Origin of the sequence: Reyranella sp. (assembly GCF_050185545.1) — a bacterium.
Lineage (GTDB): Bacteria > Pseudomonadota > Alphaproteobacteria > Reyranellales > Reyranellaceae > Reyranella.
Map to the genome: position 1 here is coordinate 1 of NZ_JBFWZI010000033.1, position 25,120 is coordinate 25,120.

30 protein-coding genes are annotated in these 25,120 nt (G+C 68.3%); all 30 read left to right on the top strand.

Features of this window, described 5'->3' with window-relative positions:
- The first annotated feature begins 70 nt into the window (after positions 1-70).
- A complete protein-coding gene (locus AB7O82_RS11840; RefSeq protein ID WP_428542416.1) occupies positions 71-1,405 on the top strand; it encodes a site-specific DNA-methyltransferase in 1,335 nt (444 codons plus the stop codon).
- A 43-nt stretch (positions 1,406-1,448) separates the two neighbouring features.
- Complete coding sequence (locus tag AB7O82_RS11845) at positions 1,449-1,784, top strand: hypothetical protein (protein ID WP_428542419.1); 336 nt, start codon at positions 1,449-1,451, stop codon at positions 1,782-1,784.
- Positions 1,781-3,514 (top strand): terminase large subunit, encoded by a 1,734-nt coding sequence (locus tag AB7O82_RS11850; protein WP_428542422.1) that lies wholly within the window; start codon positions 1,781-1,783, stop codon positions 3,512-3,514. The genes AB7O82_RS11845 and AB7O82_RS11850 overlap by 4 nt, the downstream gene beginning before the upstream one ends.
- Positions 3,498-4,880 (top strand): phage portal protein, encoded by a 1,383-nt coding sequence (locus AB7O82_RS11855; protein WP_428542425.1) that lies wholly within the window; start codon positions 3,498-3,500, stop codon positions 4,878-4,880. The genes AB7O82_RS11850 and AB7O82_RS11855 overlap by 17 nt, the downstream gene beginning before the upstream one ends.
- Positions 4,873-6,015, top strand: a complete 1,143-nt coding sequence (locus tag AB7O82_RS11860) for a hypothetical protein (protein ID WP_428542428.1) — start codon at positions 4,873-4,875, stop codon at positions 6,013-6,015. Before AB7O82_RS11855 ends, AB7O82_RS11860 begins: the two co-directional genes overlap by 8 nt.
- A 1-nt stretch (position 6,016) precedes the next feature.
- Entirely contained in the window at positions 6,017-6,733 is a 717-nt protein-coding gene (locus AB7O82_RS11865) for a head maturation protease, ClpP-related (protein WP_428542431.1), read from the top strand.
- 96 nt (positions 6,734-6,829) lie between these two features.
- Entirely contained in the window at positions 6,830-8,248 is a 1,419-nt protein-coding gene (locus tag AB7O82_RS11870; protein ID WP_428542434.1) for a phage major capsid protein, read from the top strand.
- Positions 8,249-8,329: 81 nt separating this feature from the next.
- Positions 8,330-8,827, top strand: a complete 498-nt coding sequence (locus AB7O82_RS11875) for a hypothetical protein (RefSeq protein WP_428542437.1) — start codon at positions 8,330-8,332, stop codon at positions 8,825-8,827.
- Positions 8,828-8,906: 79 nt separating this feature from the next.
- Positions 8,907-9,317: a hypothetical protein gene (locus tag AB7O82_RS11880; RefSeq protein ID WP_428542440.1), complete on the top strand. Its 411-nt coding sequence runs from the start codon at positions 8,907-8,909 to the stop codon at positions 9,315-9,317.
- Complete coding sequence (locus tag AB7O82_RS11885; RefSeq protein WP_428619432.1) at positions 9,314-9,844, top strand: acyltransferase; 531 nt, start codon at positions 9,314-9,316, stop codon at positions 9,842-9,844. Before AB7O82_RS11880 ends, AB7O82_RS11885 begins: the two co-directional genes overlap by 4 nt.
- Positions 9,838-10,458: a hypothetical protein gene (locus AB7O82_RS11890; RefSeq protein WP_428542446.1), complete on the top strand. Its 621-nt coding sequence runs from the start codon at positions 9,838-9,840 to the stop codon at positions 10,456-10,458. Before AB7O82_RS11885 ends, AB7O82_RS11890 begins: the two co-directional genes overlap by 7 nt.
- Positions 10,455-11,135, top strand: a complete 681-nt coding sequence (locus AB7O82_RS11895) for a hypothetical protein (RefSeq protein WP_428542449.1) — start codon at positions 10,455-10,457, stop codon at positions 11,133-11,135. Before AB7O82_RS11890 ends, AB7O82_RS11895 begins: the two co-directional genes overlap by 4 nt.
- On the top strand, positions 11,136-11,786 hold the full coding sequence (locus AB7O82_RS11900) for a class I SAM-dependent methyltransferase (protein ID WP_428542452.1): 651 nt from the start codon (positions 11,136-11,138) through the stop codon (positions 11,784-11,786).
- 16 nt (positions 11,787-11,802) lie between these two features.
- Positions 11,803-12,135, top strand: a complete 333-nt coding sequence (locus tag AB7O82_RS11905) for a hypothetical protein (RefSeq protein ID WP_428542455.1) — start codon at positions 11,803-11,805, stop codon at positions 12,133-12,135.
- Positions 12,136-12,138: 3 nt separating this feature from the next.
- A complete protein-coding gene (locus AB7O82_RS11910) occupies positions 12,139-12,921 on the top strand; it encodes a hypothetical protein (protein ID WP_428542458.1) in 783 nt (260 codons plus the stop codon).
- A gap of 2 nt (positions 12,922-12,923) precedes the next feature.
- Positions 12,924-13,250, top strand: a complete 327-nt coding sequence (locus AB7O82_RS11915; RefSeq protein ID WP_428542461.1) for a hypothetical protein — start codon at positions 12,924-12,926, stop codon at positions 13,248-13,250.
- Positions 13,251-13,358: 108 nt separating this feature from the next.
- Positions 13,359-14,057 (top strand): phage head-tail connector protein, encoded by a 699-nt coding sequence (locus AB7O82_RS11920; RefSeq protein WP_428542464.1) that lies wholly within the window; start codon positions 13,359-13,361, stop codon positions 14,055-14,057.
- Entirely contained in the window at positions 14,054-14,491 is a 438-nt protein-coding gene (locus AB7O82_RS11925; protein ID WP_428542467.1) for a hypothetical protein, read from the top strand. Before AB7O82_RS11920 ends, AB7O82_RS11925 begins: the two co-directional genes overlap by 4 nt.
- On the top strand, positions 14,488-14,841 hold the full coding sequence (locus AB7O82_RS11930; RefSeq protein WP_428542470.1) for a hypothetical protein: 354 nt from the start codon (positions 14,488-14,490) through the stop codon (positions 14,839-14,841). Before AB7O82_RS11925 ends, AB7O82_RS11930 begins: the two co-directional genes overlap by 4 nt.
- Before the next feature lie 3 nt (positions 14,842-14,844).
- Positions 14,845-15,288 carry a hypothetical protein gene (locus AB7O82_RS11935; RefSeq protein WP_428542473.1) on the top strand — a complete coding sequence of 148 codons (444 nt, stop codon included), beginning with the start codon at positions 14,845-14,847 and terminating at the stop codon, positions 15,286-15,288.
- 10 nt (positions 15,289-15,298) lie between these two features.
- Positions 15,299-16,552 carry a phage tail tube protein gene (locus tag AB7O82_RS11940; RefSeq protein ID WP_428542476.1) on the top strand — a complete coding sequence of 418 codons (1,254 nt, stop codon included), beginning with the start codon at positions 15,299-15,301 and terminating at the stop codon, positions 16,550-16,552.
- 119 nt (positions 16,553-16,671) lie between these two features.
- Positions 16,672-17,112, top strand: coding sequence for a hypothetical protein (locus tag AB7O82_RS11945; RefSeq protein ID WP_428542479.1), 441 nt, complete (start codon positions 16,672-16,674; stop codon positions 17,110-17,112).
- Positions 17,040-17,480, top strand: coding sequence for a phage tail assembly chaperone (locus tag AB7O82_RS11950; protein ID WP_428542482.1), 441 nt, complete (start codon positions 17,040-17,042; stop codon positions 17,478-17,480). The genes AB7O82_RS11945 and AB7O82_RS11950 overlap by 73 nt, the downstream gene beginning before the upstream one ends.
- Positions 17,477-18,145: a hypothetical protein gene (locus AB7O82_RS11955; protein WP_428542485.1), complete on the top strand. Its 669-nt coding sequence runs from the start codon at positions 17,477-17,479 to the stop codon at positions 18,143-18,145. The genes AB7O82_RS11950 and AB7O82_RS11955 overlap by 4 nt, the downstream gene beginning before the upstream one ends.
- Positions 18,146-18,158: 13 nt before the next feature.
- Positions 18,159-20,600: a phage tail length tape measure family protein gene (locus AB7O82_RS11960; RefSeq protein ID WP_428542503.1), complete on the top strand. Its 2,442-nt coding sequence runs from the start codon at positions 18,159-18,161 to the stop codon at positions 20,598-20,600.
- Positions 20,600-21,298 carry a hypothetical protein gene (locus AB7O82_RS11965; protein ID WP_428542488.1) on the top strand — a complete coding sequence of 233 codons (699 nt, stop codon included), beginning with the start codon at positions 20,600-20,602 and terminating at the stop codon, positions 21,296-21,298. Before AB7O82_RS11960 ends, AB7O82_RS11965 begins: the two co-directional genes overlap by 1 nt.
- Positions 21,295-21,843, top strand: coding sequence for a hypothetical protein (locus AB7O82_RS11970; RefSeq protein ID WP_428542491.1), 549 nt, complete (start codon positions 21,295-21,297; stop codon positions 21,841-21,843). The genes AB7O82_RS11965 and AB7O82_RS11970 overlap by 4 nt, the downstream gene beginning before the upstream one ends.
- A complete protein-coding gene (locus tag AB7O82_RS11975; protein WP_428542494.1) occupies positions 21,840-22,271 on the top strand; it encodes a DUF6950 family protein in 432 nt (143 codons plus the stop codon). Before AB7O82_RS11970 ends, AB7O82_RS11975 begins: the two co-directional genes overlap by 4 nt.
- Complete coding sequence (locus AB7O82_RS11980; protein ID WP_428542497.1) at positions 22,271-23,800, top strand: hypothetical protein; 1,530 nt, start codon at positions 22,271-22,273, stop codon at positions 23,798-23,800. Before AB7O82_RS11975 ends, AB7O82_RS11980 begins: the two co-directional genes overlap by 1 nt.
- On the top strand, positions 23,797-25,116 hold the full coding sequence (locus tag AB7O82_RS11985) for a DUF2793 domain-containing protein (protein ID WP_428619435.1): 1,320 nt from the start codon (positions 23,797-23,799) through the stop codon (positions 25,114-25,116). Before AB7O82_RS11980 ends, AB7O82_RS11985 begins: the two co-directional genes overlap by 4 nt.
- Positions 25,117-25,120 lie beyond the last annotated feature (4 nt).

A 25,120-nucleotide genomic window follows, 5' to 3' on the forward strand; every position in this document is an offset into this window, starting at 1 on the left:
CGCACGCGCACATTTTTTTTCTCGCGGGGAAAAATCCGCCCCGATGCCCGGGAGGTTTCTGCACTCCGCCATGAGCAAAACTGATGGCTGGCCCGCATTCCAGGTCGAGCGGCGGGCTGTTTTGGCGCTGAAGCCGTACAAGAACAACGCCCGTACGCACTCGGAGGAGCAGGTCGCACAGATTGCGGCAAGCATTCGGGAGTGGGGCTGGACGCAGCCGATTCTGGTCGACGAGAAGGGCGGGGTGCTTGCCGGACATGGCCGTCTGTTGGCGGCTCAGTCGCTCGGCATCGACGAGGTGCCGGTCATAGTCGCCCGCGGCTGGTCGAAGGCTCAGAAGCGGGCCTATGTGCTGGCGGACAACCAACTGGCGCTGAACGCCGGGTGGGACCGGGATCTGCTGAAGGTCGAGATCGGTGCGCTGCAGGACGTGTTTGACGTCGGGCTGCTGGGGTTCCCGGAGGACTTCCTCGCCGACGTGATGGCCGACCGATCGGCCGGGTTGACTGATCCGGACGATGCGCCGGCAGTGCCGGTCAATCCGGTTTCGCGCAAGGGCGATCTGTGGCTCTGCGGCTCGCATCGGCTGCTGTGCGGCGACAGCACGAGCGCCGAGGCTGTCGATCGGCTGCTCGGCGGCGTGAAGCCGCACCTGATGGTGACGGACCCGCCCTACGGGGTGGAGTACGACGCCAACTGGCGGAATGAACGGGTTCGCTCTGACGGCACGGCCATCGCTGGCCGTGCCGTTGGTAAGGTTCTCAACGACGGTGAGGCCGACTGGCGGGGTGCATACGAACTATTCCGCGGGGACGTAGCCTACGCCTGGAGCGCAGACCTGCGCTCCAGGGAGGCGATCGAGGGCCTGGAGGCGGCCGGCTTCGAAATTCGCGCCCAGATCATATGGGCAAAGCAGCAATTCGCCATTGGCCGCGGCCACTATCATTTCCAGCATGAGCCGTGCTGGTACGCGGTACGCAAGGGGGCGACGGGCCACTGGAACGGCGACCGAAAGCAGTCGACGCTCTGGCAGATCGACAAGCCGCAGGCGTCCGAGACCGGCCACTCGACGCAGAAGCCGGTTGAATGCATGCGCCGGCCCATCGTCAACAACTCCTCGCCCGGCCAAGCGGTCTACGATCCGTTCTGCGGCTCCGGCACCACCATGATCGCCGCTGAGATGGAGGGCCGTGCCGCCTACTGCATGGAACTCTCGGAAGCCTACTGCGACGTGATCGTGAACCGCTGGCAGGCATTCACCGGCAAAGAAGCGACGCTCGACGGGGGCGGGCGCACCTTCGCTGAAATCGACAGTGAGCGGTATGACCCGGCAAAAGACAGTGCGGCCTGCTACGAGGTCGCCATCGCAGACAAGCGCCGCAAGCGACTCGAAGCAGCCGAATAGGGGCGGGCGCCCGCCATACCAGCCGACCGACAAGGACCGGCAGATGGTGGAGGTGCTCGCCGGCTTCGCAATCCCGCAGGTGGAGATCGCGCAGGCTCTCGGCATTGCGCAGCATACGCTGCTGAAATACTTCGCGACCGAACTGGAGTGCGGCGCCGCCAAGGTCCACGCCAAGCTCGCGGGCAATCTCCTTCGCTTGGCAAGCGGTTCGGACGGAACGGCGCTGAAAGCAACCATGTTTGCTCTACAGACGCGCTTCGGCTGGTCAGCCTATGTGCCGAGGCCGGCGGAGGAAAAGCCGCTCGGCAAAAAGGAGATCGCGCAGATCGAGGCCGAGCGCGCGCCGGATGACGAGGGCTGGAGTCGGTTGCTCCAGTGAGCGGCAACTGGGACTTCGCCCTGCCAGACTGGGAGGGGCGGCTCCGCGCGGGGCATTCGCTGCTGCCGGACATGCCGCTGGACGAGGTGGAGGCTGCGCGCGCGGTTGCAATCTTTAACAAGCTCAGGCTCCCGGACGTCCCGGGCCAGCCGACGCTCGGCGAGGCTGCCGCGGAGTGGCAGCGCGACGTGGTAAGGGCAATCTTTGGGTCGATGGAGGATGGGCGCCGTCGGGTCGCCGAGATCCTCGCGATGGTCCCAAAGAAGTCGAACAAGACGACGATGGGCGCCGCAATCACGCTGGTGGCGCTCCTGATGAACGAGCGGCCGCGGGCGGAGATGGTCTACGTCGGCCCAACGCAGGAGATTGCCGACACCGCTTTCAGCCAGGCCGTCGGGATGATCGACGCGGACCCGTATCTGGCGAAGCGGTTCCACGTTCAGCACAACACGAAAACGATCACCGACAGGAGAAACAAGACCAGGGCGAAGATCAAAACCTTTGACATGAAGGTGGTCACCGGGTCGAAGCCGGTCTTCGTGCTCCTCGACGAATTGCACCTCATGGCGGCGATCAACGGCGCCGGCAGGATCATCGGGCAGATCAGGGGCGGGATGATGCCCAATCCAGAGGCGGCGATGGTGATGATCACCACCCAGTCGGACGTGCCGCCGGCGGGGGTGTTCAAAGATGAACTCACTTACGCGCGAGGGGTGCGCGACGGCAGACTTCCGTCCGGGCGGCTTCTGCCGCTGCTCTACGAGTTTCCGCAGCGAATGCAGCGGGACGAATCGTGGCGGGACCCGAAGAACTGGCCGATGGTCTCGCCGAGCCTTGGCCGGCCCGTACCCCTGGACTCACTGATATCGGCCTATGAAGAGGCGCGGCAAAAAGGGGATACCGAAGAGCGGCGCTGGGTGTCGCAGCACCTCAACATTGAGGTCGGAGTTTCGCTGCAGACCAACCGCTGGCCTGGCGCGGAGCACTGGGAGAAGCAGGGCGACCCGACGCTGACCCTCGACGCGGTGCTCGACCGGTCGGAAGTGGTGGTGGTTGGCGTCGACGGCGGCGGCCTCGACGACCTCTTCGGGGTGGTGGTGCTCGGGCGTGACCGCGAGACGAAGCACTGGCTTTGCTGGGCCCACGCCTGGTGCCATCGGGGCGTTCTGACCCGTCGGCAGAGCATCGCGAGCCGGCTACTCGACTTCGAGAAGGATGGTGACCTGACCATCGTCGACGACGACCTCGGCGACATAGCCGATATCGTCGACGTCGTCGTGCAGGTCCGCGATCGTGGTCTTCTGGCCTGCGTTGCGGTCGATCCGGCCGGCATCGGCGAACTGGTCGACGCGCTCGCCGAGGTTGAGATCACGCAGGACGGCAGGCAGATCATGGCGGTGTCCCAGGGCGACGCCATGATGAACGCGATCAAGACCTGCGAGAGGAAGCTGGCGAACGGGACGCTCAGGCACACCGGCTCGGCGCTCGCGGCCTGGTGCGTGGGCAACCTGAAGATCGAGGCGACGGCGACGGCCATCCGGGCGACGAAGCAGAACGCCGGCGACGCGAAGATCGACGTAGCGATGGGGCTCTTCGACGCGGCGAGCGTGATGAGCCTCAATCCGGAGGCGCAGGGCCTGTCGGTTTTCGATCTGCTCGACGACGAGCCCGAACCGACGTCTGCGCCGCACATGATGGAGAGGGAGGACATCGATGCGTTCGATTTCTGACCTCTTCTCCGGGATCTTCGCGCGCTTCACGTCGGAGCCGCGGCGGCCGGAAGAATCCCGGGTGCCGTACAATCCGCGGACCGTGGCCGGCGTCACGATCACGCCCGACACGGCGATCACGATCTCCGCCTACTGGGCGGGCATCCGCTACCTGTCGCAGACGGTCGCGGTGCTCCCGTGGCACGTCATGCGGACCACGCCGGCGGGCGGCGAGCGGGCCAGCAACAGCCCGATCGACTGGCTGCTCTGGCAGCGCGCGTCGGATGAGTGGTCGGCGTTCCAGTTCCGCGAGACGCTCACGCATTGGGCGCTCCGGTGGGGCAACGGGTACGCCGAGATCGAGCGGGACGCCTACGAGCGGCCGGTGGCGTTGTGGCCGATCCATCCCGAGCGGACCGAGGTCTGCCGGGCGACGGCGGCCGCCGAGGACGCCTACGGGACGGCTATTCCTGCCGGCGGCCTCTACTACGAGGTGAGCAACGGGACCGGGTCGAAGACGGTGCTCGCGCCGCGGAATATGTTCCACATCCGAGGATTTGGCGAAGGGCCGGTCGGCGTCAATGTCACGACCTATGCGGCGCAGTCGCTCGGATGGGCGCGAGCGGCGCAGATTTTCGGAGCGGCCTACTTTGGCAATGGCGCCGTCCCGAGCACGATCGTCCGCAACAAGAAGCCTCTGTCCCCGGCCGGCCTGGATCGGCAGCGGAAGGAGATGCGGCAGTTGTACGGCGGGCCCGCGAAGGCCCACGGGACTGCGCATCTCGACGCTGACGCTGAGATCGAGCGCATTGGCCTCAACGCCGCCGAGACGCAACTGATCGAGGTGCACCAGCACCTGATCGAGGAGGTGTGCCGGTGGGTCGGCGCGCCGCCGCACAAGGTGATGCACCTCTTGCGCGCCCACTACAACAACATCGAGCACCAGAACATCGAGGTGGTGGTCGACGCGATCTCGCCCTGGGCCAAGCGCTTCGAGGACGAGGCGAACCACAAGCTGTTCGGCGGGGTCCGGTGGCGCGGCTTCTACACGAAAATGAACATGAACGCGCTCCTGCGCGGCGACATGAAGGCGCGCATGGAGTTCTACCGCGGCATGGTCCAGGTCGGCGCCTATTCGCCGAACCGCATCCTCCAGCTCGAGGATGAGAACACGATCGGCGCCGAGGGCGACATCCACGTCATGCAGGAGCAGATGTCGACGCTCCGCTACATCGCCGAGAAGGAGCAGAAGACCGCGACGCCGGAATCGGCGCCTTCGCCACGGCAGGACCAGCCCGACGAAGGCGACGCGCCGGCCGAAGACGACGCGGCCGCGGATGCCCGCTCCGAATTCGAGGCCGCGATGAGCGAGCGCGTCGATGCCTGACCCGATCATGGCCCGCGCGACGGGTGGACCGAAGAAGCCGAGCCCGCTTGCCGCGGTCTGGAACGGCATGACGGCGCTCGCGCGGCGGCTTGCGGCGATGGAGGCGCGCCCGGCGGCGCGGGATGGCGTCGGCGTCGCGAGCGGGCTGGTCGATGCGTCGGGAAACCTTGTCCTGACGCTTACGGATGGCCGGCTGGTGCCGGTTGGCAACGTCGTAGGGCCGCCCGCGACGCCGCCTGCGGCATCTGACGTGGCGGACCTCGCGATGGACCGTCTCCGGCCGCTGGTCGACACGATCAGGCGAGACAACGCGGCGCTCGTCGCGAGCGAAGTGAAGGCCGTTGTTGCCGCCCTTCCCGCGCCAGAGCCGGGGAAGTCAGTTACGATCAACGACGTCCGACCGCTGGTGGAATCCGCCGTCGCCGCGGCCATGGCGGCGCTGCCGGCACCGGAGCGCGGCAAGGACGCCGATCCCGAGGTTGTCCGCCAAATGGTGGCGGACGCGGTCGCCGAACTGCCGGAGCCGCAGCCCGGCAAGGACGCCGACCCGGAGGTGACGGCGGCGATCGTGCGCGACGCCGTCGCCGCGGCTGTTGCGGCGCTGCCCGCGCCGAAACCGGGAGCGCCTGGGGTTGGGGTCTCCGACGCCGTGATCACCGGTGAGGGCCGGTTGGCGATCGTGCTCACCGATGGCCGCCGGGTCGATGCCGGCGCCGTGCCAAAGCCCGATCCCGGCCCGCCAGGCAGGTCGGTGGCATCCGGTCATATCGATGACCGGGGGCATCTGGTCCTCGTCTTCACCGACGGCGCCGAGGAAATGGACCTTGGCAAGGTGACGGGCGAGCCCGGCGCCTCGATCAAGGGCGAGCCCGGTCGCGGGATTGCCGAGGCGCGGATCGAGGGCGGCGATCTTGTCCTGTCGTTTTCGGACGGCAGCACACAGCGCGTCGGCCGGGTCAAGGGCACCGACGCCAAGCCAGCAAAGGCGGTCAAGGGCGACCCCGGTCCTCCCGGCCGCCTGAAGGTCACCGACGTGCGGGCGGCGAGCCTGCGCCCCGAAGACCTCGACGACCTGCACGAGATCGAGATCGAGGCCGAGGACGGCCGCACCATCATCCTCTACGGGAGGGCGTGACATGCCGCCGATCATGAATGGTCCGGTGCTGCCGATGGCGCGAGCCGGAAAGAACGGCGCATCCGGCTACCGGATGGTGAAGCGCGGCTCCGACCGCGCCGACGTCTATCTGTACGGCCTGATCGGCACCGACTGGTACGGCGATGGGGTCTCCGCGAAGAAGTTCGCCGACGACCTGAAGGCGCTTGGCGCCAGCATCAAGACGATCGACCTCCGCATCAATTCGGAGGGCGGGGACGTGTTCGCCGGCAAGGCGATGTACACGCTCCTCCTCGACCATTCGGCGCGCGTCGTCGTGCACGTCGACGGCCTGGCCGCGTCCGCTGCCTCTTTCGTCGCGATGGCGGGCGATGAGATCGAGATCGCGGAGGGCGCCTTCGTCATGATCCACAATGCGTGGACATGGGCGGTCGGCGGAGCCGAGGACATGCGGCGCAAGGCCGACCTCCTCGATACGGTCAACGAGACGATCCGCGAAGTCTATGTCGCGCGCACCAAGAACACCGACGCCGACGTGCGGAAGTGGATGGACGCCGAGACCTGGATGACGGGCAAGGAAGCCGTCGAGCGCGGCTTCGCCGACAAGATCGTGGAGAACCTGAAGGTTGCGGCCTCGGTCAGCCACCCCGAGAGCTTCCGCAACCTGCCGCAGGCACTCCGCCCGAAGCGGGCGCGGCTCGCGGCGATGCTGCAGGACCTGAAGCGTCCTCGCACCTGAAATTCCGGGCAACCGGAAGCGCCCTTCTTCGCCCTTGGGCAAGGCAGACGCGGCCCGCCGTGACGGCGCGCCGTTCCCATAGATGGAGCCTATCCCATGAACCAGGCCGCCTATCTGGCCAGCACTGGCCTTTCCCCGGCCGCCGGCATCGTGATGATGGCGGCCCGGACCGTTGCCGACCTGAGCGAGGAGCGCGACAACCTTCTGGCCGAGGGCGAGGCGCTCCTCGCCGCCGCCGACGAGGAGGACCGCGAGCCGACCGCCGAGGAGGTGGCGCGCGGCGAGGAGATTCGCGCGAGCATCACCGCGCTCGATCGCCAGATCAGCCTCCGCCAGTCGTTCGCGGATGCCCGCACGCCGCCATCGCCGGGTCGCCGGACCGCGGCCGAACTGCAGGATCGCGGCGGCGACAACGGCACCGGCGGTCGGCGCGTGCCGGCCACTGCCCGCGACAACGCGCGCCACAACTTCGCGAACTTCGGCGAGTTTGCGCTGGGCGTGCGCGCCATTGTGAGCGGAAATGGCGATTATGAGCCGGCCAAGAAGGTGCAGGCGGCCGCGACGACCTACGGCAACGAAGGCGCCGGGGCGGAGGGCGGCTTCCTCGTGCCGCCGGAGTTCTCCCGCCAGATTTGGTCGAAGGTCGAGGCGGAAGAAAACCTGATGAACCGTTGCACGGTTCTCACTCCGTCCGGCAACAGCATGGCGATCCCGAAGGACGAGACCACGCCCTGGGGCACCGCCGGCGTCCGCGTCTACTGGGAGGCCGAGGCGGCTCAGGCGACCGCCAGCAAGGCGTCGTTCGAACTCTCGAATCTGCGTCTCTACAAGCTGATGGCCCTTGCCCCGGCTTCGGAGGAATTGATCGAAGATGCGATGGGCTACGAGTCCTATCTGCAGGCCGTGGTTCCGGGCCGCATGTCTGCGGCGATCAACACGGCGATCGTGTCCGGCTCCGGTGCCGGCCAGCCGCTCGGCATCCTCAACGCGCCATCGCTGATCTCGGTTGCGAAGCAGACCAGCCAGCCGGCCGACACCGTTTGGATGCAGAACATCGAGAAGATGTGGGCGCGCATGTACGCCCCCTGGCGGCGCAATGCGATCTGGCTGATCAACCAGGATATCGAGCCGTCGCTCGGTGGCATGGCGTTCCAGGCGACGGGCGCCTCGTCCGATCTTCCCGGCACGTCGGCGGTGCCGGCGTACCTTCCGCCCGGCGGGCTGTCCAACGCGCCCTATGGCTCGCTGAAGGGCCGGCCGGTCGTGCCGCTTGAGGCCGCGAAGGCCGTCGGCGATCAGGGCGACATCATGCTCGTCGACCTTCGCCAGTACTGGGTCCTGCGCAAGGCGGCGGGCATGAAGGCCGACACGTCGATGCACCTCTACTTCGACCAGGCGTTGACCGCGTTCCGCTTCATCTTCCGGATCAACGGCCAGCCGATGTGGTCTTCGACGATCGCCCGGCAGAACGGCAGCAACACCTTGTCCTGGGCCGTCACTCTCGACGCCCGGTAGGTGCCCGGCGGGGCGGCCTGACTTCCCCGCCACCCCCTTCGCGCCGTGAGGCGCCGCCCCTCCCTTTGAAGGACTACTTCGATGAACCAGCACATCCTTGAAAAGCTCGACCTCGTGTCCGGCTTCGTCCCGATCAACATCGGGTCGGCCCGGGTCGGCGACATCGTGTCGATGAAGAACTGGGGCCGTTGCGCCATCGTGTTCTTCGCCGCCGCGGGCACCGCCGGCGACGACCCGACGCTCACCGTTGAGCAGTGCAACAACGTCGCCGGCTCCAACGCCAAGGCGCTCGACTTCACCCGCGTCGATGTCAAGCAGGGCACCCTGACGTCGGTCGGGACGTGGACCAAGGTGACGCAGGCGGCCGACAACGAATACACCGACGCGACCTCGGCCGAGGTGCAGAAGATCTGGGTGATCGACATCAAGGCCGAAGACCTCGACGTCGACAACGGCTTCGACTGCATCCGTGCCTCGGTCGGCGATGCCGGCACGGCGAACCAGATCGCCGCGATGCTCTACATCCTGCATGAGCCGCGCTACGCCAAGGAAGGCGGCGTCTCGGCGATCGCCGACTAGGCCGCTTCCGCGGACTGACACGCTCTCCCCCCGGGCCAGCGCGCCCGGGGGCATCTCCTCCGACACGGGAGCCGCCGACATGCGGATTAGATTCGTCGCCCGCCACGTCGTCGCTCAGGGCGACCGCAAAGGGCCGGTCTACGAGGCCGGCCAGAGCTATGATTTCGAGGGGCGGGTCGCCGAGACCTATGCCCGCAAGTATGTCAGTCGCGGCTGGGCCGTGGTCGAACCGTCGGCGCCAGCGTCCGCCCCGGTTGCCGCCGAGCCGCTGCCTCCGCCCGCTCAGCCGCCGGAGCCCGCGACCGCCGCAGAGCCGGTCCCGTCGGCCGACGCCGCGAAGGCGCTTCTCGCCAGCCTCAAGGACGAGCCGGCGATGAACTTCCTCGTCTTCCGCGCCGCCGCGGAGAAGATCATCGGCCCGACGATCCCGGCGAAGAAGGCGGAGATCCTCGCGGCGCTTCAGGCGCTCGCTGGCGAGCCTGCCGAGTGATCGACCCGTCGGCCTTCGTCCACCCGAAGGCGCATGTCGAGGGGGCGGCGCTCGGCCCGCGGACGCGGGTCTGGCAGTTCGCCACCGTGATCCGCGGCGCGTCGATCGGCGCGGACTGCAACATCGCGCCCGGCGCCATGATCGACGGCTCGACGATCGGGGACCGATGCGTGGTCTGCCAGAATTTCGGTGCGGGACCGGGGTTCCTCATCGGCAACGACGTCTTCCTCGGGCCGAACGTCGTCATGTCCAACGACTTCTTCCCGGCGGCGTCGAAAGACGGCTTCGATGCCGCGCGCTATCGCGCCGGCGAGTGGGCGATCATCGTGGAGGGGGGCGCGGCCATCGGCGCAAATGCGGTGATCCTGCCGGGCATCCGGATCGGTCGCGGCGCGATGGTCGGCGCCGGGGCGGTTGCAAGCCGCGATGTCCCGCCCGACACGCTGCTTGCCCGCGACGGGCGGCTGATGCCGATCACGGCGGCGATGCGGTCGCGCCGGATGCGCTTCGTGGAGCCGCGATGCTGACCGTCGTCGCGCCGCTCTGGGATGCTAACGCCGAGTCCTTCGGCTTCTCGCGCTGCTACAACGAGGCGTGGGTCGAGAGGCTCTACCGGGGCTTCGCGCGGAACCTGACGAGGCCCTTCCGCTTCGTGTGCTTCACCGACCGGCTGCGCACGTTCGCGCATCCCGAGATCGGGCAGGAGCGCTTCGCAGCGGCTGCGCCGACCTATCGCGACGGTGTGGAGCTCTACCGGCTGTCGGGGCCGCTCCTGGTGCTCGGGCTCGACACGGTGATCGTCGGCAACATCGACCACCTCGCCGACTGGTGCGAGACGACCGACCGGCTCGGCCTGCCGCGGGACCCGTTCAACCCCGGCCGGGCCTGCAACGGCATCGCCCTCGCACCGCGGGAGCACGGTCATGTGCTGGCCGACTGGGATGGTGAGGACGACATGGCCGCCGTGCGGAAGCACCCGCACGTCTACATCGACGATCTGTGGCCGGGGCAGGTGATCAGCTTCAAGGGCGCCGGCCAGCCGGAGGCGCTCGGCCCGGATGTCCGAATCGTCTACTTCCACGGCCGACCGAAGCCGCACGATCTGACGCACCTTGCATGGGTGCGGGAGGCGTGGCGGTGACGTCTCGCGAGCATGAATACTGGACGCCGGAGCCGATCTTCCGCGGCGAGACGGTGTTCTGCCTGGCGTCGGGGCCGAGCGCGACGCAGGAGGTTGTCGACAAGCTGCGGGGACGGCGGACGATCGTCGTCAACGCGACCTGCCATCTCGCACCGTGGGCGGACATCCTGTTCTTCACGGATTCGGGCTTCTACCTGCATCGCCGGGACCTGATCCGAACATGGCCCGGCATGGTCGTGACAATGTCGCGGATGGCGAAGCGGGAGCTTCCCGACAAGGTGCGTCGGGTGAAGGGCTGCGGCGCCCCCGAGTTTCCTCCGCGGCTTTCCGGCCGGCGCCCCGGCTTCCCGCCGGCTGGCTCGCCGGAGATCCAGCAGGGCCGGACGAGCGGGCACACCGCCGTCAGCCTCGCAATCGGACTCGGCGCCGCGCGGGTGTGCCTGGTCGGCTACGACATGCGCCTCGCCGCCGACGGTCGCGAGCACCATCACAGCGGCGAGGCGGGCTATGGCGGGCCGCGCGATCTCTCGCTCTACGCCAACGAGTTTGTGCCGGGCTTCAACGGCTGGCGCGCCGCGGCGGAAGCCTCCGGCGTCGAAATCCTCAACTGCACTCCCGGATCGGCGCTGAAGGAATTCCCCTTCGCCGATCTCGACGAGGTCCTGGAGGCTCTCTGAATGGCTGACGGATCGATGCCAGCCGGCTACGCGGGCCGGGTCGATGTCGGCTGCGTGCGGGGCTCGCAGGGCCTGCAGCGGCTGATCGACGATCCGGGCATCCGCGACGTCCTCGACATCGGATCGGGTGCCGGTGAGCACGCCCGCATCATGCGCGCGGCTGGCCTGCGCGTCTTCTCTGTCGATCTCGCGCCGCCGGCGGATCACGTCGGCGACTTCATGTCCTGGCATAGCGACCAGATCGGATTCGACGCCGTCTGGCTGTGCCACGTCCTCGAGCATCAGCCGTCGCCGGGTGGCTTCCTCGCCAAGGTCCGGTCGCATCTTCGGCCGGGCGGGCTGCTCTTCGTCACCGTGCCGCCGCTGAAGCATGAGATCGTCGGCGGGCACGTCACGCTCTGGAATGCCGGGCTGCTCCTCTACCAGCTCATCCTCGCCGGCTTCGACTGCCGGCGCGCTCGGGTCGGCACCTACGCGAGCGGGCCGGACTTCCCGCCCTACAACATCACGGCGATCGTGCAGCGCCCGGTGGCGCCGCTCGATCTGCCGCCGCTGAAGATGGACCGGGGCGACATCGAGACGTTGGCGCCGTTCTTCCCCGTTCCCGTGGCGCACGGCTTCGACGGTCGGCTCCCGGACATCGACTGGTAACGCGGAGAGAGCACAGATGGCCACGCTGTGGATCAGGGAATACACGCGGATCGCCGGCCCCGGCGTCTGGCGCGGCGAGCCGCCGACGGTCTACGGCGAGGGCTCGCCGATGGCTCAAGAGCCGGGCTCTGCCGATCCGTCGCCCGTAACCATCAGCGGCACGTCGGCGCAATCCGCTGCATTCAACGACGACACCAAGTTCATCGAACTGTGGGCCGACGCAGCCTTCCACTACCTGGTCGGCGCCGATCCAGAGGCAACTACGAACCATATGCCTGTGGAGGCTCGTACGTCCAAGTTCATCGGCGTGACCGCCGGCCAAAAGGTCGCTGCCAGGACCATGGCCTGAGCGATGGGCCTCGGCACTCTCGGCACGGGCTTCGGCCGTCTCTCCCTCCTCTCCGGACGCGGGGGAGAGTTCGACCTCGTCCGCGACGTGTTCGGGGGCGGCGATAGCTTTTACCGGGACTTCACGTCGGCAACGGGCCTTTATCAGACCGACGACACGTCTACGCCGGTCACTGCGGATGGGCAGACGATTGGCAGAGCTGAGGACCAGAGCCCGAACAACAGGGACCTGACGCAGGCGTCGTCTGGTCCGCGCCCCGTCTGGAAAACGACACACGCGTTATTCGACGGGAATGACGACCGGCTTGAGACGGGACTTAAGGTTGAGCCAAGCGGGATGACGCTGATTGCCACATTCCGTGTGGCGGATACAGCGGCGACCAAAACTATCATAGGCATGCGGAACGGGACTGGCCCTCGGTATTGTGCACTCGTTATAAGCTCAGGTGAAAGACTAGCGGGTCGATGGGGTTCGCAAATAGAGAGCACGATTAACTATACCGACTCAAACCTGTCGGGAATTGATGCAGTCGCCTTGATGCGAGCCAATACGACAGGTGTGGAACTTTGGCTGAACGGAACACGTGTTTACACAGGCGCTGCGGCCGACGCGGCGACCATCCCGAACACAGAGGGCCTGTGGGTTGGCGCCACTAACAACGAAGGCGCGGCGGCGGTTCCGTTTAGTGGACGTATCCACCGTGCCGGCGCGAGAAAGTTCTACATCCCCGACGACCTCATCCTCCCCGCCATGAGCGCTTTCGGCACCGGCTTCGTGAGCATCTGACCATGGCCGTCCTCTACATCTTCGCCGTCTGCTCACCCGACGAGGCGGACACCATCAACGCCGCCGCCAACGAGTTCTTCTCGGACAGCGGCCCGAACCTCCGCACTCCCATGTCGGCGGACGGCACCGGCCCCGCCACCAAAATGGGCTGCGGTGCGTGGATCACTCCGGCGACGCTGGCGGCCCTCAACAGCTTCATCGCCGGGCAGGGCTTCTCGACGCTCCAAACGCACGTCTTTGAGGCCGAGACGCACGAAGCGGTCGCGGCGAAGGCACGGGACGAAGTGCCGACCGTGTTCGGCGTGCGGCCGATCGAGTTGGCGGACTAGGCGCCGCCTACACCACCACGGCCACGGCGGTCGCTATCGCAGCCGCGAGGCAAGGACCACGAATGCGCTACACGCTCGTCACCGCGGCGGATGCGGTCGTCAGCATCGATGATCTGCGCGCTCACTGCCGTATCGACTCGCACTATCCCTTCGGGCTGTGAGGGGGGCACGCATATGCGCTCGATCGTGTCCGTCACTGCAGCCGCCGAGACGCCGTACCGGCTGACGACGCTTGAGCGGATCAAGCGCGAGCTTGGCATCAGCGACGGCGGGTCGGACGATCTCCTGCAGAACAAGATCGACGAGGCCGGATCGGACATCCAGGCGGCGCTCGGCTTTGTCGTGGCGCGCGAGACGGTGACGGAGACCTTCCGCGGCGGCGGCTGCGAGGCGAGCCTCCCTCTCAACCGGACCCCGGTTGCCACGATCACGTCGGTGACGGTCGACGATGTGGCGCTCGCGGCCTCGGAATATGAGGTCGAGACGGCCACGGGCATCCTGCACCGGCTCGACACGAGCGGCTACCCGGTCGCCTGGGAGTTCTGCCGGGCGATCGTCGTCGTCTATGCCGGCGGCTACATCCTTCCCGGCAACGCCGGAGCGAACCTTGAGCCGGCGATCGAGGCGGGCTGCATCGATCTGGTGTCGGCGTTCTGGGCGGCGCGCGGCCGCGACCCGATGGTCCGCGCCGAGGACATCCCCGACGTCATGCGCACCGAATACTGGGTCGGGTCGGTCGGCGAGGCCGGCGACCTCCCGCCGAGCGTGATGGCGAAGATCGCCAGATTCCGGAGGCCCGCGGCATGAACAATCCCGGCATCTACAGCCTCGGCGACGCCACAGTGGCGGCCGCGGTGACCGACGAGGTGATCACCAGCGGCGTCTCGTCCGCGAACGTGGCGCAGGAGTTCATCGACCGGCTGGAAGGCGCACTCGCGGTGACGCTCTTCTGCGATTTCGTCTATGGCTCGGGCGGAACCGCAGTGAAGGTCGACATCGAGACGTGGTTCACCGGGTCGATCTGGGTGCCGATCGCCCGCTTCGCCTTCACGACGGCTTCGGCGCGCAAGATCATGTCGGTGTCCGGCCTGACGGCGCGGCTGTCCGCCGCCACCCCGTCGACCCTGTCCGACGATACCGCCCTTGACGGGTGCCTCGGTCCGCGCCTCCGGGCGAAGATCACCAGCACAGGCACGTACGCGGGCAACACGTCCGTCTCGGTCCGGGCCTCGATGCGATGACGCCGGCAACGGTCAAGGCGTCCTACCGCCGGGCGATCGACCAGGCCGGCGAGCCGCTGACCGTGCGGCGCTACACAGGCGCCGGTGCGAGCCGTCCGCGTGTCGACGTGTCGGTCCGCGGCCGCGTCGTCGACTACCGGCCGGACGAGCTGGTCGGCACCATCCAGCAGGGCGACCGGATGATCATCCTCCTCGTCGAGGACCTTGTCGCGGCGCAGTTCCCGATGCCGCTCCGCAAGGGTGACAAGATCGTGGTCCGCGGGCGGGAACTGAACATCGAGGACCCGGACGACAACACGCGCCGGGTCGCCGGCGTGCTCATCGCCTATGAGCTTCGGGCGCGGGGCTGACCGATGACCGACATCGCGACGGCATGGGCCGCCATCCAGGCGCGGGCCGCCAGCCAGATCACCGGCATGCCGATCCTGTGGCCGGACGAGGGGAACGAACTGCCGGTCGAGCCGGCGCCCTTCGTCTTCATCGAGATGACGACCGATCGCGGCGCCTTCATCGAGATCGGCGGCGGCCGCGGGTCGAATACCTTCCGGAACCGCGGCGAGCTGCTCGCCTACGTCTTCGTGCCGATCGGCGAGGGCCTTGCCCGGGCGCTGGCTCTCGCCGAGCCCGTCGCGGCGGCGTTCCGCTCCTACCAGGGCGGCGGCGTCACCTTCGACGGCGCGACGGTCCAGCCCCTCGGCGAGGGCGCCTCGCTCGTCCCGCCGGGCCTGACGTCGGCCGCCGGCAACTACTCGGCGGCCATGGTGGTCTGCCCGCTTCACTTCGACCAGATCGGCTAGGAGAGCCTCGATGCCTCAGCTCCTCGAATCCACCTCGGAACGGCTGGTCTACAAGGCCTATGCCAGCGCCGTGATCGACCCGACGACCGAGCCTTCGCCGGCGAGCGATCCGGCGACCTCGGGCGGCCAGATTCTCCGCCACGTCTCGCACAACCTGTCGCTGACCAAGGAAGCCTATGCGGCCGACGAGATCAGGACGGACAAGCAGCGGCCGATGGAGAAGCACGGCACGCGCCGCGTGCCCGGCACGATCAACGGTCTTCTCTCGGCCGGCACGCATCAGGACCTCTTCGAGGCGGTGCTCGGCGGGACCTGGTCGGTGTCTGCGATCACGGCGAGCCAGACCGACTTCACGTCGGTGACGGCGGACGCCAGCACGGCGAAGTTCACCTTCTCCGCCGGCAATCCGGTGACCAAGGGCTTTCGGGTCGGCGACATCATCCAGTTCGCCGACCTGTCGGACGCCGACAACAACGGCGTGAACTTCATGATCATCGGCTTCGGCGGCACGTCGAACCGGGAGGTGAGCGTCTATCCGGCGCCGGAGACGATGACGGCCGACTCCGCCTTCACGCTGACCACGATCGGCCGCAGCCTGATCACGCCGTCGTCCGCGCACGTCGCGCGCAAGTACGCGGTCGAGGTCCATAACAGCGACGGCGACATCTCGCGGCTGTTCACCGAGGGCCTCTTCTCGGGCTTCGACCTGTCGCTCGCGCCGAACCAGAATGCCCAGATCAACTTCTCGGGCATGTGGCGGAACCGGGTGGTCTACAGCGCGGGCGACGCGCCGTTCTTCGCGTCGCCGACGGCGGAGACGACGAGCGACATCATCTCGTCGATGGATGCGCTGCTCCGGATCAACGGCGCCGTCGTCGGCGTCGCGACCGGGCTCAGCATCAACTACAATCGCGAGCCCTCGGCGCCGGCGCAGCTCAACAGGGACGGGCTCGCCGCCGGCATCCTCCTCGCCAACGCGATCGTCACCGGGCAGTTCACCGTCTTCCTGACGGCGACGACCTTCCTCGACGCTTTCAACGATGGCACGGAGATGGAGCTCATCGCCTACCTGCCGGCCTCGAACGCCGCCGCCGCGGCCGCCCTCACCCTGTACCTGCCGCGGCTGAAGATCAACTCCAACCAGGAAGTGGTCGTTGACGGCGCCAAGGCGCTGCAGTGCGGCTTCACGGCGGCGCGCTATCTCGGCTCGGGTGCCGGGATCGAGAGCACGTCGATCCGGATCACCGACACGTCCGTCTCCTGATCCTGACCCGCCCCCGACAGGCGGCTTGCCGTCCGGCGCCAGCCGGATGTTCGCGAACGGGGCGGCGGCGGTGTCGGCCGTCGTCGCCCTTTCCCTCCCGACAGAGGAACCAGCTTTCCATGACGAATGCGAAATTCGCGACGAATGCGAAATTCGCCGGCCTCGGCCTCGCGGTCGAGACGCCGGCCCGCGTCAATCTCCTGCATCCGGTCAGCCGGAAGCCGCTCGTCGACAAGGCCGGCAACCCGGCATGGGTCGATGTCTGGTCGATGGATTCCGACCGCGCCCGCGAGCACGTCCGGGCGGCTGCCCGGCGCCGGGTCGAGTCCAAGGCGCGGATGGACATCGAGGACATGGAGGCCGGCCAGACGGACCTCCTTGCCGCTCTCACCGCCGGCTGGCACCTCGTCGGCCTCGACGGGTCGCCGCTCGACGTGCCCTTCACCCCCGAGAATGCCCGCGAGCTCTACGGCACCGCCGCGGTGACGTGGATCCGGGAGCAGGTCGACGTCGCGGTCAACGAGCGGGCAAATTTCGCGCCCGCCTCGCCGAAGAACTGATCGCATGGGCCGGGCATCAGTTCCGGCAGTCGCGTCGCCTGGCCGACGGCGCGACGGAGGGCGATCACGGCGAGGCGCGGCGGCGGGTCGCAGCGAAGCTCGGCCGGGCCAAGGCGGCTCCGGCGAAGCCTGCCGGGCCGGCCTTCCCGGCGACACTCCGCTACGTCTGGGAGTGGTTCGTCGAGATCATGGCGGGCGTCGCTCCCGGCTACGGACCGGCGCAGCCGACATGGGCCGACCTTCGCGCGTGGGCGGACCTGACCGGCGAGACGCTGCACCCATGGGAGGCGCGGCTCATCGTCCGGCTCGGCATGGTGCGAGCATCGACGCTTGCCGAGGTGGCAGAAGCCGAAAGGAACAAGCCGTGACGATCCGGACGCGCATCCAGCCCATCGCCGACTGGGTATCGGTCGTCGTCCGCGACGACCTGTCGCCGGCAGCGCAATCGGCGGCCGTGGCGCAATTCGCCCGCGACCGGCTTGGCGAGGCGCGCGAGAAGAACCGCACCATCCTCGGCCGCGTCTCGACGCACCGCACCTTCGTCGATGGCCGCGAGAACGTGCCGCTCGAAAGCGTGCGGCCGAAGGGCGGGCGCATCGTCTTCGAGTTCGACCTCGTCGAGGACGCGCTGCAGTGGATATGGGCGACCCTCCGGGAGCGGTCGCCGGTGGTGAAGGGCGACTATCTCCGCGGGCATCGGGTTTTCGCTGACGGCATCGAGGTGCTCGCGACCGATGCCGTGCCGGCGGCGGCAGAGTATGCCTTCCTCAACATCGTCCCGTACGCCCGCCGTATCGAGGTGGGCAAGCGCGCCGACGGGACGCCGTTCCTGCTCCAGGTGCCCAACCGCATCTACGAGCGCACCGCCGAAGACGCCCGCCGGCGGTTCGGCAACATCGCCAGCATCAAGTTCGGCTACCGGTCGCCCGTCATGGCCTACCAGGCCGCGGGCACGGCCGGGGCGGCGGCTTCCCGGCGGGGCGGGATCGAGCGCGAGACGCGCACGCCGGCAATCATCGTGACGATGAGGTAGCGCCGTGGCGACCATGAACGAGGCCGTGCGTCGGCTGACGATCGTCAGCGAGGAGCGCGGCGTCAGGCAGACCGCGACCGCCCTCATGGCCTTGGGCGCTGCCGAGGATGCCGTTGCGGTCGCGGCGCAGAAGCAGGAGCGGGCCACCACCCTCTCGTCGGCGGCGCTGGAGAGGAAGCTCGCGCGCCTCGACCCGCTGGTGCGGGCGCAGCGCGACTATCGCACGGCGCTGGAGACTGCCAGCCGATACGAGGAGCACGCGATCGGCACGGCCGAGCAGCGTGCGCGCTACCTCGAATTGGAGACGGCCCGCTACCAGAAGCAGATCGACACGATCAACCGGCTTGCCGCGGCGAGGAAGGCGGCTGCCCAGAACACCGTCGATCAGGCGACGATCACGCCTGACCGTGCCGCGGACGTCGCTGCCTACGGCGCTGAGCTTGACCGTCTCAGGGCCAAGTACAACCCGCTCTGGGCTGCCGGCCGGCAGTACAAGGCGACGCTCGACGAGATCAACATGGCAACGCGGACCGGTGCCATCACGGAACGGGAGCGGACCGCGGCGATCGAGCGGACGAAGGCGGCCTTCGCGGCGCAGGTCGGGGCGCTGAACAGCGTGGCGTCGGCGAATGCGCTGGCGGCTGGCTCGGCGAGGCTGAACACGTTCCAGATGCAGAACATGGCGATGCAGATGAACGACATCGGCGTCATGCTCGCGTCGGGGCAGTCGCCCTTCGTGCTGCTCATGCAGCAGGGCATGCAGATCAGCCAGTTGTTCAACCCCGGCACGGGCCTCGGCGCTGCGTTCAAGTCGGTCGGCGCCGGGCTTCTCGCCTTCGTGACCAACCCGCTCAACCTCGCGGTGCTCGGCCTCGCCACCGCGGCCGGGGCGGTGGCCTACTTCTGGGACTCCATCACCGGCGGCGGCCAAGATGCGGAATCCACCCTCGAAGAGGTCCGCAGCCTCATCGACGACGTCAAGAATTCCTTCAGCGAGGCGTCGGAGGAGGCGCGCCGTTTCAGCCAGACGAGGCCGGCCGAACAGCAGGTGATGGCGCTGCAGAAGTATGTGGCGCTGACCGAGCAGATCATCGAGGCCCAGCGCAAGTTTGCCGGCGGCTCCGACATGCTCTTCTCGCTCGGCGTCGGCGGCGTGAATGTCGGCGTCCAGAACCCCTTCGCCAACCTCAACGTGCCGGTCGGCTTCGTCGAGCAGGTCGAGGCGTATCGCAAGGCCGTCGCCGCCGGCCGGCAGGACACTGAGGCCTTCGTCGAGCAACTCGCAAGGCTCGCGATTGAGTACCCCACGACGGAGAGCCTCGATTTCGTGGCCGCCACGATCAAGGCGCTGCAGCCGACCCTCGACCTCGAAGACGCGCAAGAGAAGCTTGCGGCGACGCTCAGGGTGATGGCGGGGCAGGCGACCGAGGCAGATGCCGCGATCCTCGGCCTCACCGGTAAGATTACGAGCGCGGCAATCGCGACCGCGGAGATCCGGCGCGGGCTTCTGATGCTTGGCGCCGGCGGCGGCACCCGGATTGAATATGACGAAGGCCTGAAGGCGCGCTTTGCCGACGCCTATGGCGAGAAATACGAACCGCCGAAGCCGACGAAGACGGAAACGGACGCCACGCGCCGGCAGAAATCCTTCGACGACGCGCTGGCCGCGACGCAGAAGCAGACCGAGGCGCTGCGCATCCAGGCCGACACCTTCGGCATGACCGAGGCGGCGGCGGCCGAGTACCAGAAGCGGCAGGAACTGATCAACCTCGCCAGGGCGAACGGGATTGCACTCAGCGACGGCACGGTGGCGGCGATCGACCGCGAGGCCGCCGCCTACGGCAAGGCGACGTCGGAACTGCAGCGCATGCGCGATGCGCAGGAGGCGCAGGACTTCCTCGCCCGCTCGCTCTTCGACGCGGTGAAGGGCGCGGACAGCCTCGCCGACGCCTTCGGCCGGCTCGCCACGAAGATCGGAGAGGCCGCCCTGGAAGCGCTACTCCTCGGCTCGGGCCCGCTCGCCGGACTGCTCGGCCTTGGCGGCGGTGGCGGCATCTTCGGCTCGCTCTTCGGGGCGCTTCTCGGCGGCGTCCGGCACCAAGGCGGTGTCGTCGGCGCGCCGGGCGGTCCGTCTCGGATGGTGCACCCGGCCTACTTCGACAATGCGCCGCGCTTTCGGACCGGCGGCATCGCCGGCTTTGGTCCCGACGAGGTGCCGATTATCGCGCACCGGAGCGAGGAGATCGTCCGCCGCGACGATCCGCGGCACCGGGCGAACGGCGGCGCCATGGGGCAGACGATCAACGTCTCTCTGGCGGTCAACTTCGGCGATGCGTCGTCGGCCGAGGCGGTGGCCGTGCTCGGCGCCCGCGTGGCGCAGCTTCAGCGCTCCATGCCGGAGATCGTCAAGGGCGTCTTCGTCGAGGCGAAGAGCACGGCAGGCTGGATACGCTGATGGTCGACTTCACTACGATCGGCTTCCCCGGCGACCTCCTGAGAATCTCTTCCGGGAGTTTTCGGCTGCGGCCGTTCCAGACCTCGCCGGGCTCGATCTATTCCGGGTTCGTGCGCGCCTACGGCAGCATGCAGATGCGCTGGACGGCGGAATGTGAGATGGCTGGCTTCGCCGGCGCCGACAACAACGCCTGGGACGCCTTCATTGCCCGCCTCGAAGGGCAGGTGAACCTCTTCGAGGTGTCCGATCCCCTCCACGACCTGCCACGCGGGGCGGGGGCCGGCTACGCGCCCGACAATACCGCGGTCACGATCACCGGCGTTTCCATCCCGGGCGTCTCGATCGTCGAGGGGGCGACGTCCTGCCTCGTGAAGACAGCGGCGGCGCGGTACGCCCGCACGATCATCATGAAAGGCCTCGCGGCCGACGAGGTCGTGTTCCGCGGCGGCGACTATTTCGGGCTCGACGGCAACCTCTACATGGTGAGCGGCGACGTGACGGCCGACGAGAACGGCGACGCCCGCGTGCCGTTCAAGTGGCGTTTGTGGAAGCCGGCGGCGGTCGATGATGTCGTGCAGCTTCTCAACCCGACCGCGCGGTTCCAGCTCGCGTCGGCCGACCAGGGCACGCTCCGCCGCACTGCGCCGGACTTCGGCAGTGCCGGCCTGTCGCTGATCGAGGTTCCGTACACGTCATGAGCCTCGCCGAGTACCGCGCCGGGCTGAGGCGGGCCGGCCTCAACGCGATCGTGATGGCTGACATCGACCATCCCGACGGCATGCTGCGGGTCTGGTCCGGCATCGGCATGCTCGACTACGACGGCTACACCTATTCGGGGCTCGGCGAGCTCGGCTCGATCGAGGGGATGAAATCCGACGTCGAGATCGAGGTGCCGAAAGTCACGCTCGGCCTGTCCGGCGTCGACCCGGCGCTGATCGCCGGGCTGTCGGACAGCGTGAAGAACCGCACGGCCGACATCTGGGAGGCATGGATAGACCGCCACTACCGGGTGCGGCACCGCCGGGGCCCGTGGTCGGTCCGGCTCGACTATCAGCGCTATGCGCTTGGCGAAGATGGCAAGGCGACGATCTTCCTCGTCGGCTACGGGGGCATGTTCCACCTGCTGAAGCGGTCGAACGCCCGCTGGACGCCGGAGGAGGCGCACCAGCAGTACCCGGACGAGGTCGGCTTCGACGAGATGCATCTGCAGGAGGATTCGCAGCTCGTGTGGAAGGCTTCATGAGCGTGCTCGCGATCGACCCGCGCGACCGGTTCTTCGCCATGGCAAAGGGCCCGCTCGTCTTCGGGCGGAACGACTGCGCCGCGACCGCCGCGACCCTGCTTGCGGCGGCAGGCCGAGGCGATCCCTTCGCCCGCTGGCGGGGCCGCTACACGACGCTGCGCGGATTCGTCCGGATCATTCGCCGCGCCGGTTATTCGAGCCTCGCCGAGGCGGTCGCCGGCACGGCGGCGGACATGGGCTGGCCGGAGATCGACCCGGCGGAGCGGCAGGACATGGATCTCGGGCTCTGCCGTGTCGTCGGGCCGGCAGCGGGTGCGACCTTCGGAGCCGAGGCGCCCGGCATCGCGCACGGCGCGTTCTGGCTTGTGCGGACGGACGTCGGAGGCCGGTTGGAGCCGTTCGCCGTGCGGGCATGGAGGACTGGCTGATGCCCGATCCGATCACCGGACTGGCGAGCACCGTCGGCCTCTTCCTCTTTAACGCCGGGGTTCCGCTCGCCGTGGTCAATGCCGCGACGACGATCACTCTCTTCGGCGCAGGCCTTGGTCTCGCGGCAGGCATCAGCTCCGCTGCCAACACCCTGTCGCAATCGCTGAATGCCCGGCAGGGCCTCGGCGAATCGCAGCGGGCGACGCAGGGCCTGCGCTTCCCGGTGCGGCAGGCGATCCCCGACCAGCGCCTCGTGCTCGGCCGCGCGACGTCGTCGGGCGCGTGGTTCTTCTCGAGGTCCAAGCCGCCCTACATCTGGATCGGCTACCTCATCGCCGCGCATGAATGCGGCGATCTCGAAGAGGTGGTGCTCAACGCCGAGGCCGTCCGGCTCAATTCGAGCGGGCTGTCGATCGCCGCGCCCTACTTCGACGGCACGACGAATTTCCTCAAGGTCTCCTATCGAGCCGGGACCGCCGACCAGGCCATCGACCCGATCATCGCCGCGGACTTCCCGTCGATGCCGGCGGACTTCCGCCAGCGCGGGCATGCGACCGTGGTGATCAAGGCGCACTACGGCGCCGACGACGACGAGCACCGGGCGATCTACGGCTCCGGCGGCGCCTTCAACCCGCTCTTTCGCTTCAAGGGGGCGAAGGTCTACGACCCGCGGAAGGGCGCGCATGTCCTCGCCGATCCGACGACTTGGACGTGGAGCGACAACGCCTCGCTCTGCCTCGCCCGGTGGCTGATCCACCCGTGGCCGAACATGCGGCTGGTGCGGCCGGACCAGATCGACTGGGACAAGATCGCGGCGGCGGCCGACATCGACGACCTGTGGCGCGGCCGGAAGGACGGGACTGCCGAGCGCAACCACACCGTCAACGGCATCGTCACCTCGTCGGAGGACCCGCTGACGGTCACCCGCTCGCTGCTCTCGACGCTCGACGGGCTCCTGATCCTCGACGGCGGCAAGTACCACACGATCCCCGGCAACCCGCGCGAGCCGGTCATGACGCTGCATCAGGACATGCTCGCGAGCGGTCTCGACTTCCAGGCGGAGGCGTCGGACCGCGACCTGATCAACACGATCAAGACCGAGATGGTGGCGCCCGACCGCGAGTATCAGACCGTGGTCGGCCCGGTGCTCGCGGACGCCGAGCTGGTGGCGGCCGACGGGCAGACGCTAGAGACGACGACCTCGCTCCGCTTTGTCGAGGGCCACCAGCGGGCGCAGCGGCTCGGCAACCGGATCATGCAGCGGAGCCGGGACGGCCGCTCGCTGGCGGCGGCGTGGACGACCGAGGCGAACCGCGCGCCGGCCGGCTCGGTCGTGCGGGTCTACCTCCGCGACTTCCCCCAGGTGAACGGGCTCTATCAGGTGCGGCAGGCCGTGCCCGACCACCAGACTGGCACCGTCAGCCTCCAGCTCACCGGCTGGTCGAACGCCGTCTTCGACTGGAACGCGGCGACGCAGGAGCGGGATTTCGAGATCGACCAGGACGTGCTCGACGCAGAGGCCGCATGACGAACCATCCCGTTCAGACCATCCCGCTCACCGGCTCGGTCACGCCGCTCGCGCTGCGCCAGGCGTTCGCGCTCGGCTTCCCGTGGTCGATCGCGGATCCGGACGATCTCCGCAACCTCGATGTCGGCAGCCTGTCGCTGACGATCACTGCGGTGATCTACGACGGGCAGGTCTTCACCTACGACGCGGCGGATTCGATCACGGCCGACGCGGGGTGGCCGTGCTTCGTTTCCGACGACAACAAGCGGTTCATGCGGGGGGCGGCGCGGCTGATCGATTTCGCCGTGCTATCGCGGACCACGGCCCAGTCGCGGGTCGGCGCCGATACCGGCGACGTCTACCGGGTGCCGGCGGCGCCGACCGGCGACTGGGCCTCGAATGCCGAGGACATCGCGATCCTGACCGGGAACGGCTGGGCCTTCGTCTCGCCGACGCCGGGGATGATGATCTACGTCCGCGACGAGGCGACCTATGAGCACTGGTCGGAGGCCGGTGCATGGGTGGACGGCGTCGGGGCGGTCGGGATCGCCGACGGTTCGGTCTACCCGGTGAAGCTCCGCTGGCCGCTCGGCGTGGCGGTCGAGGAGGAGACGGCGACGCCGCCGGGCGGGACGCCGGGGGCGGGCACGGCCTATATCGTCGGGACGTCGGGGAGCGGGGCGTGGGCCTCGCACGACACGGATGTGGCGATTGCCGACGGTGCGGGGGGCTGGTCGTTCCTCTCGGCCTATGAGGGCGCGACGGTCTTCGACCGTGGCGAGGGCGTATTGAAGTCCTTCAACGCGGCCGGGGCGTGGGCGTCGAGCGCGGGTGTGATCGTGGGGGCCGCGACGGCAGCGGTGGCGAGCACGGGCTCGGTCACCGCGCCGAGCGGGACCACCTTCTTCAGCGGATCGAACACGACGGCGCCGACGACGTCGCAGCGCCGCCTGATCGACACCGGGACGGCGGTCACCTACGCGGCCAAGGCCTCGGGCTCACGGCTGGTATTCAACTACCGGGCACACATGACCGGCAGCCAGACCGACGTTGGCAGTGTCTCGGGCAGCACCATCGGCGAGGCCCGCGTGCTGGCGCTGTATCGCGACTCCGAAGTGAACGCGCTCGACTGGGTGAAGATCGAGCCGCTCACCACCGACAATGCGACGTTCATCAACGCCACGCTGGAAACCACGGCGCCGGACACCAGTAGCCACACCTACCGGGTCGCGATCCTGTCGTGGCTCACGAATGCGGGTGCGGGGTCCAACGACCTCGCCCGCGACGCCGCTTCCATCGCCCGCCGTCGCCTTTCCCTCGAAGAATTTGCAGGCTGATCCC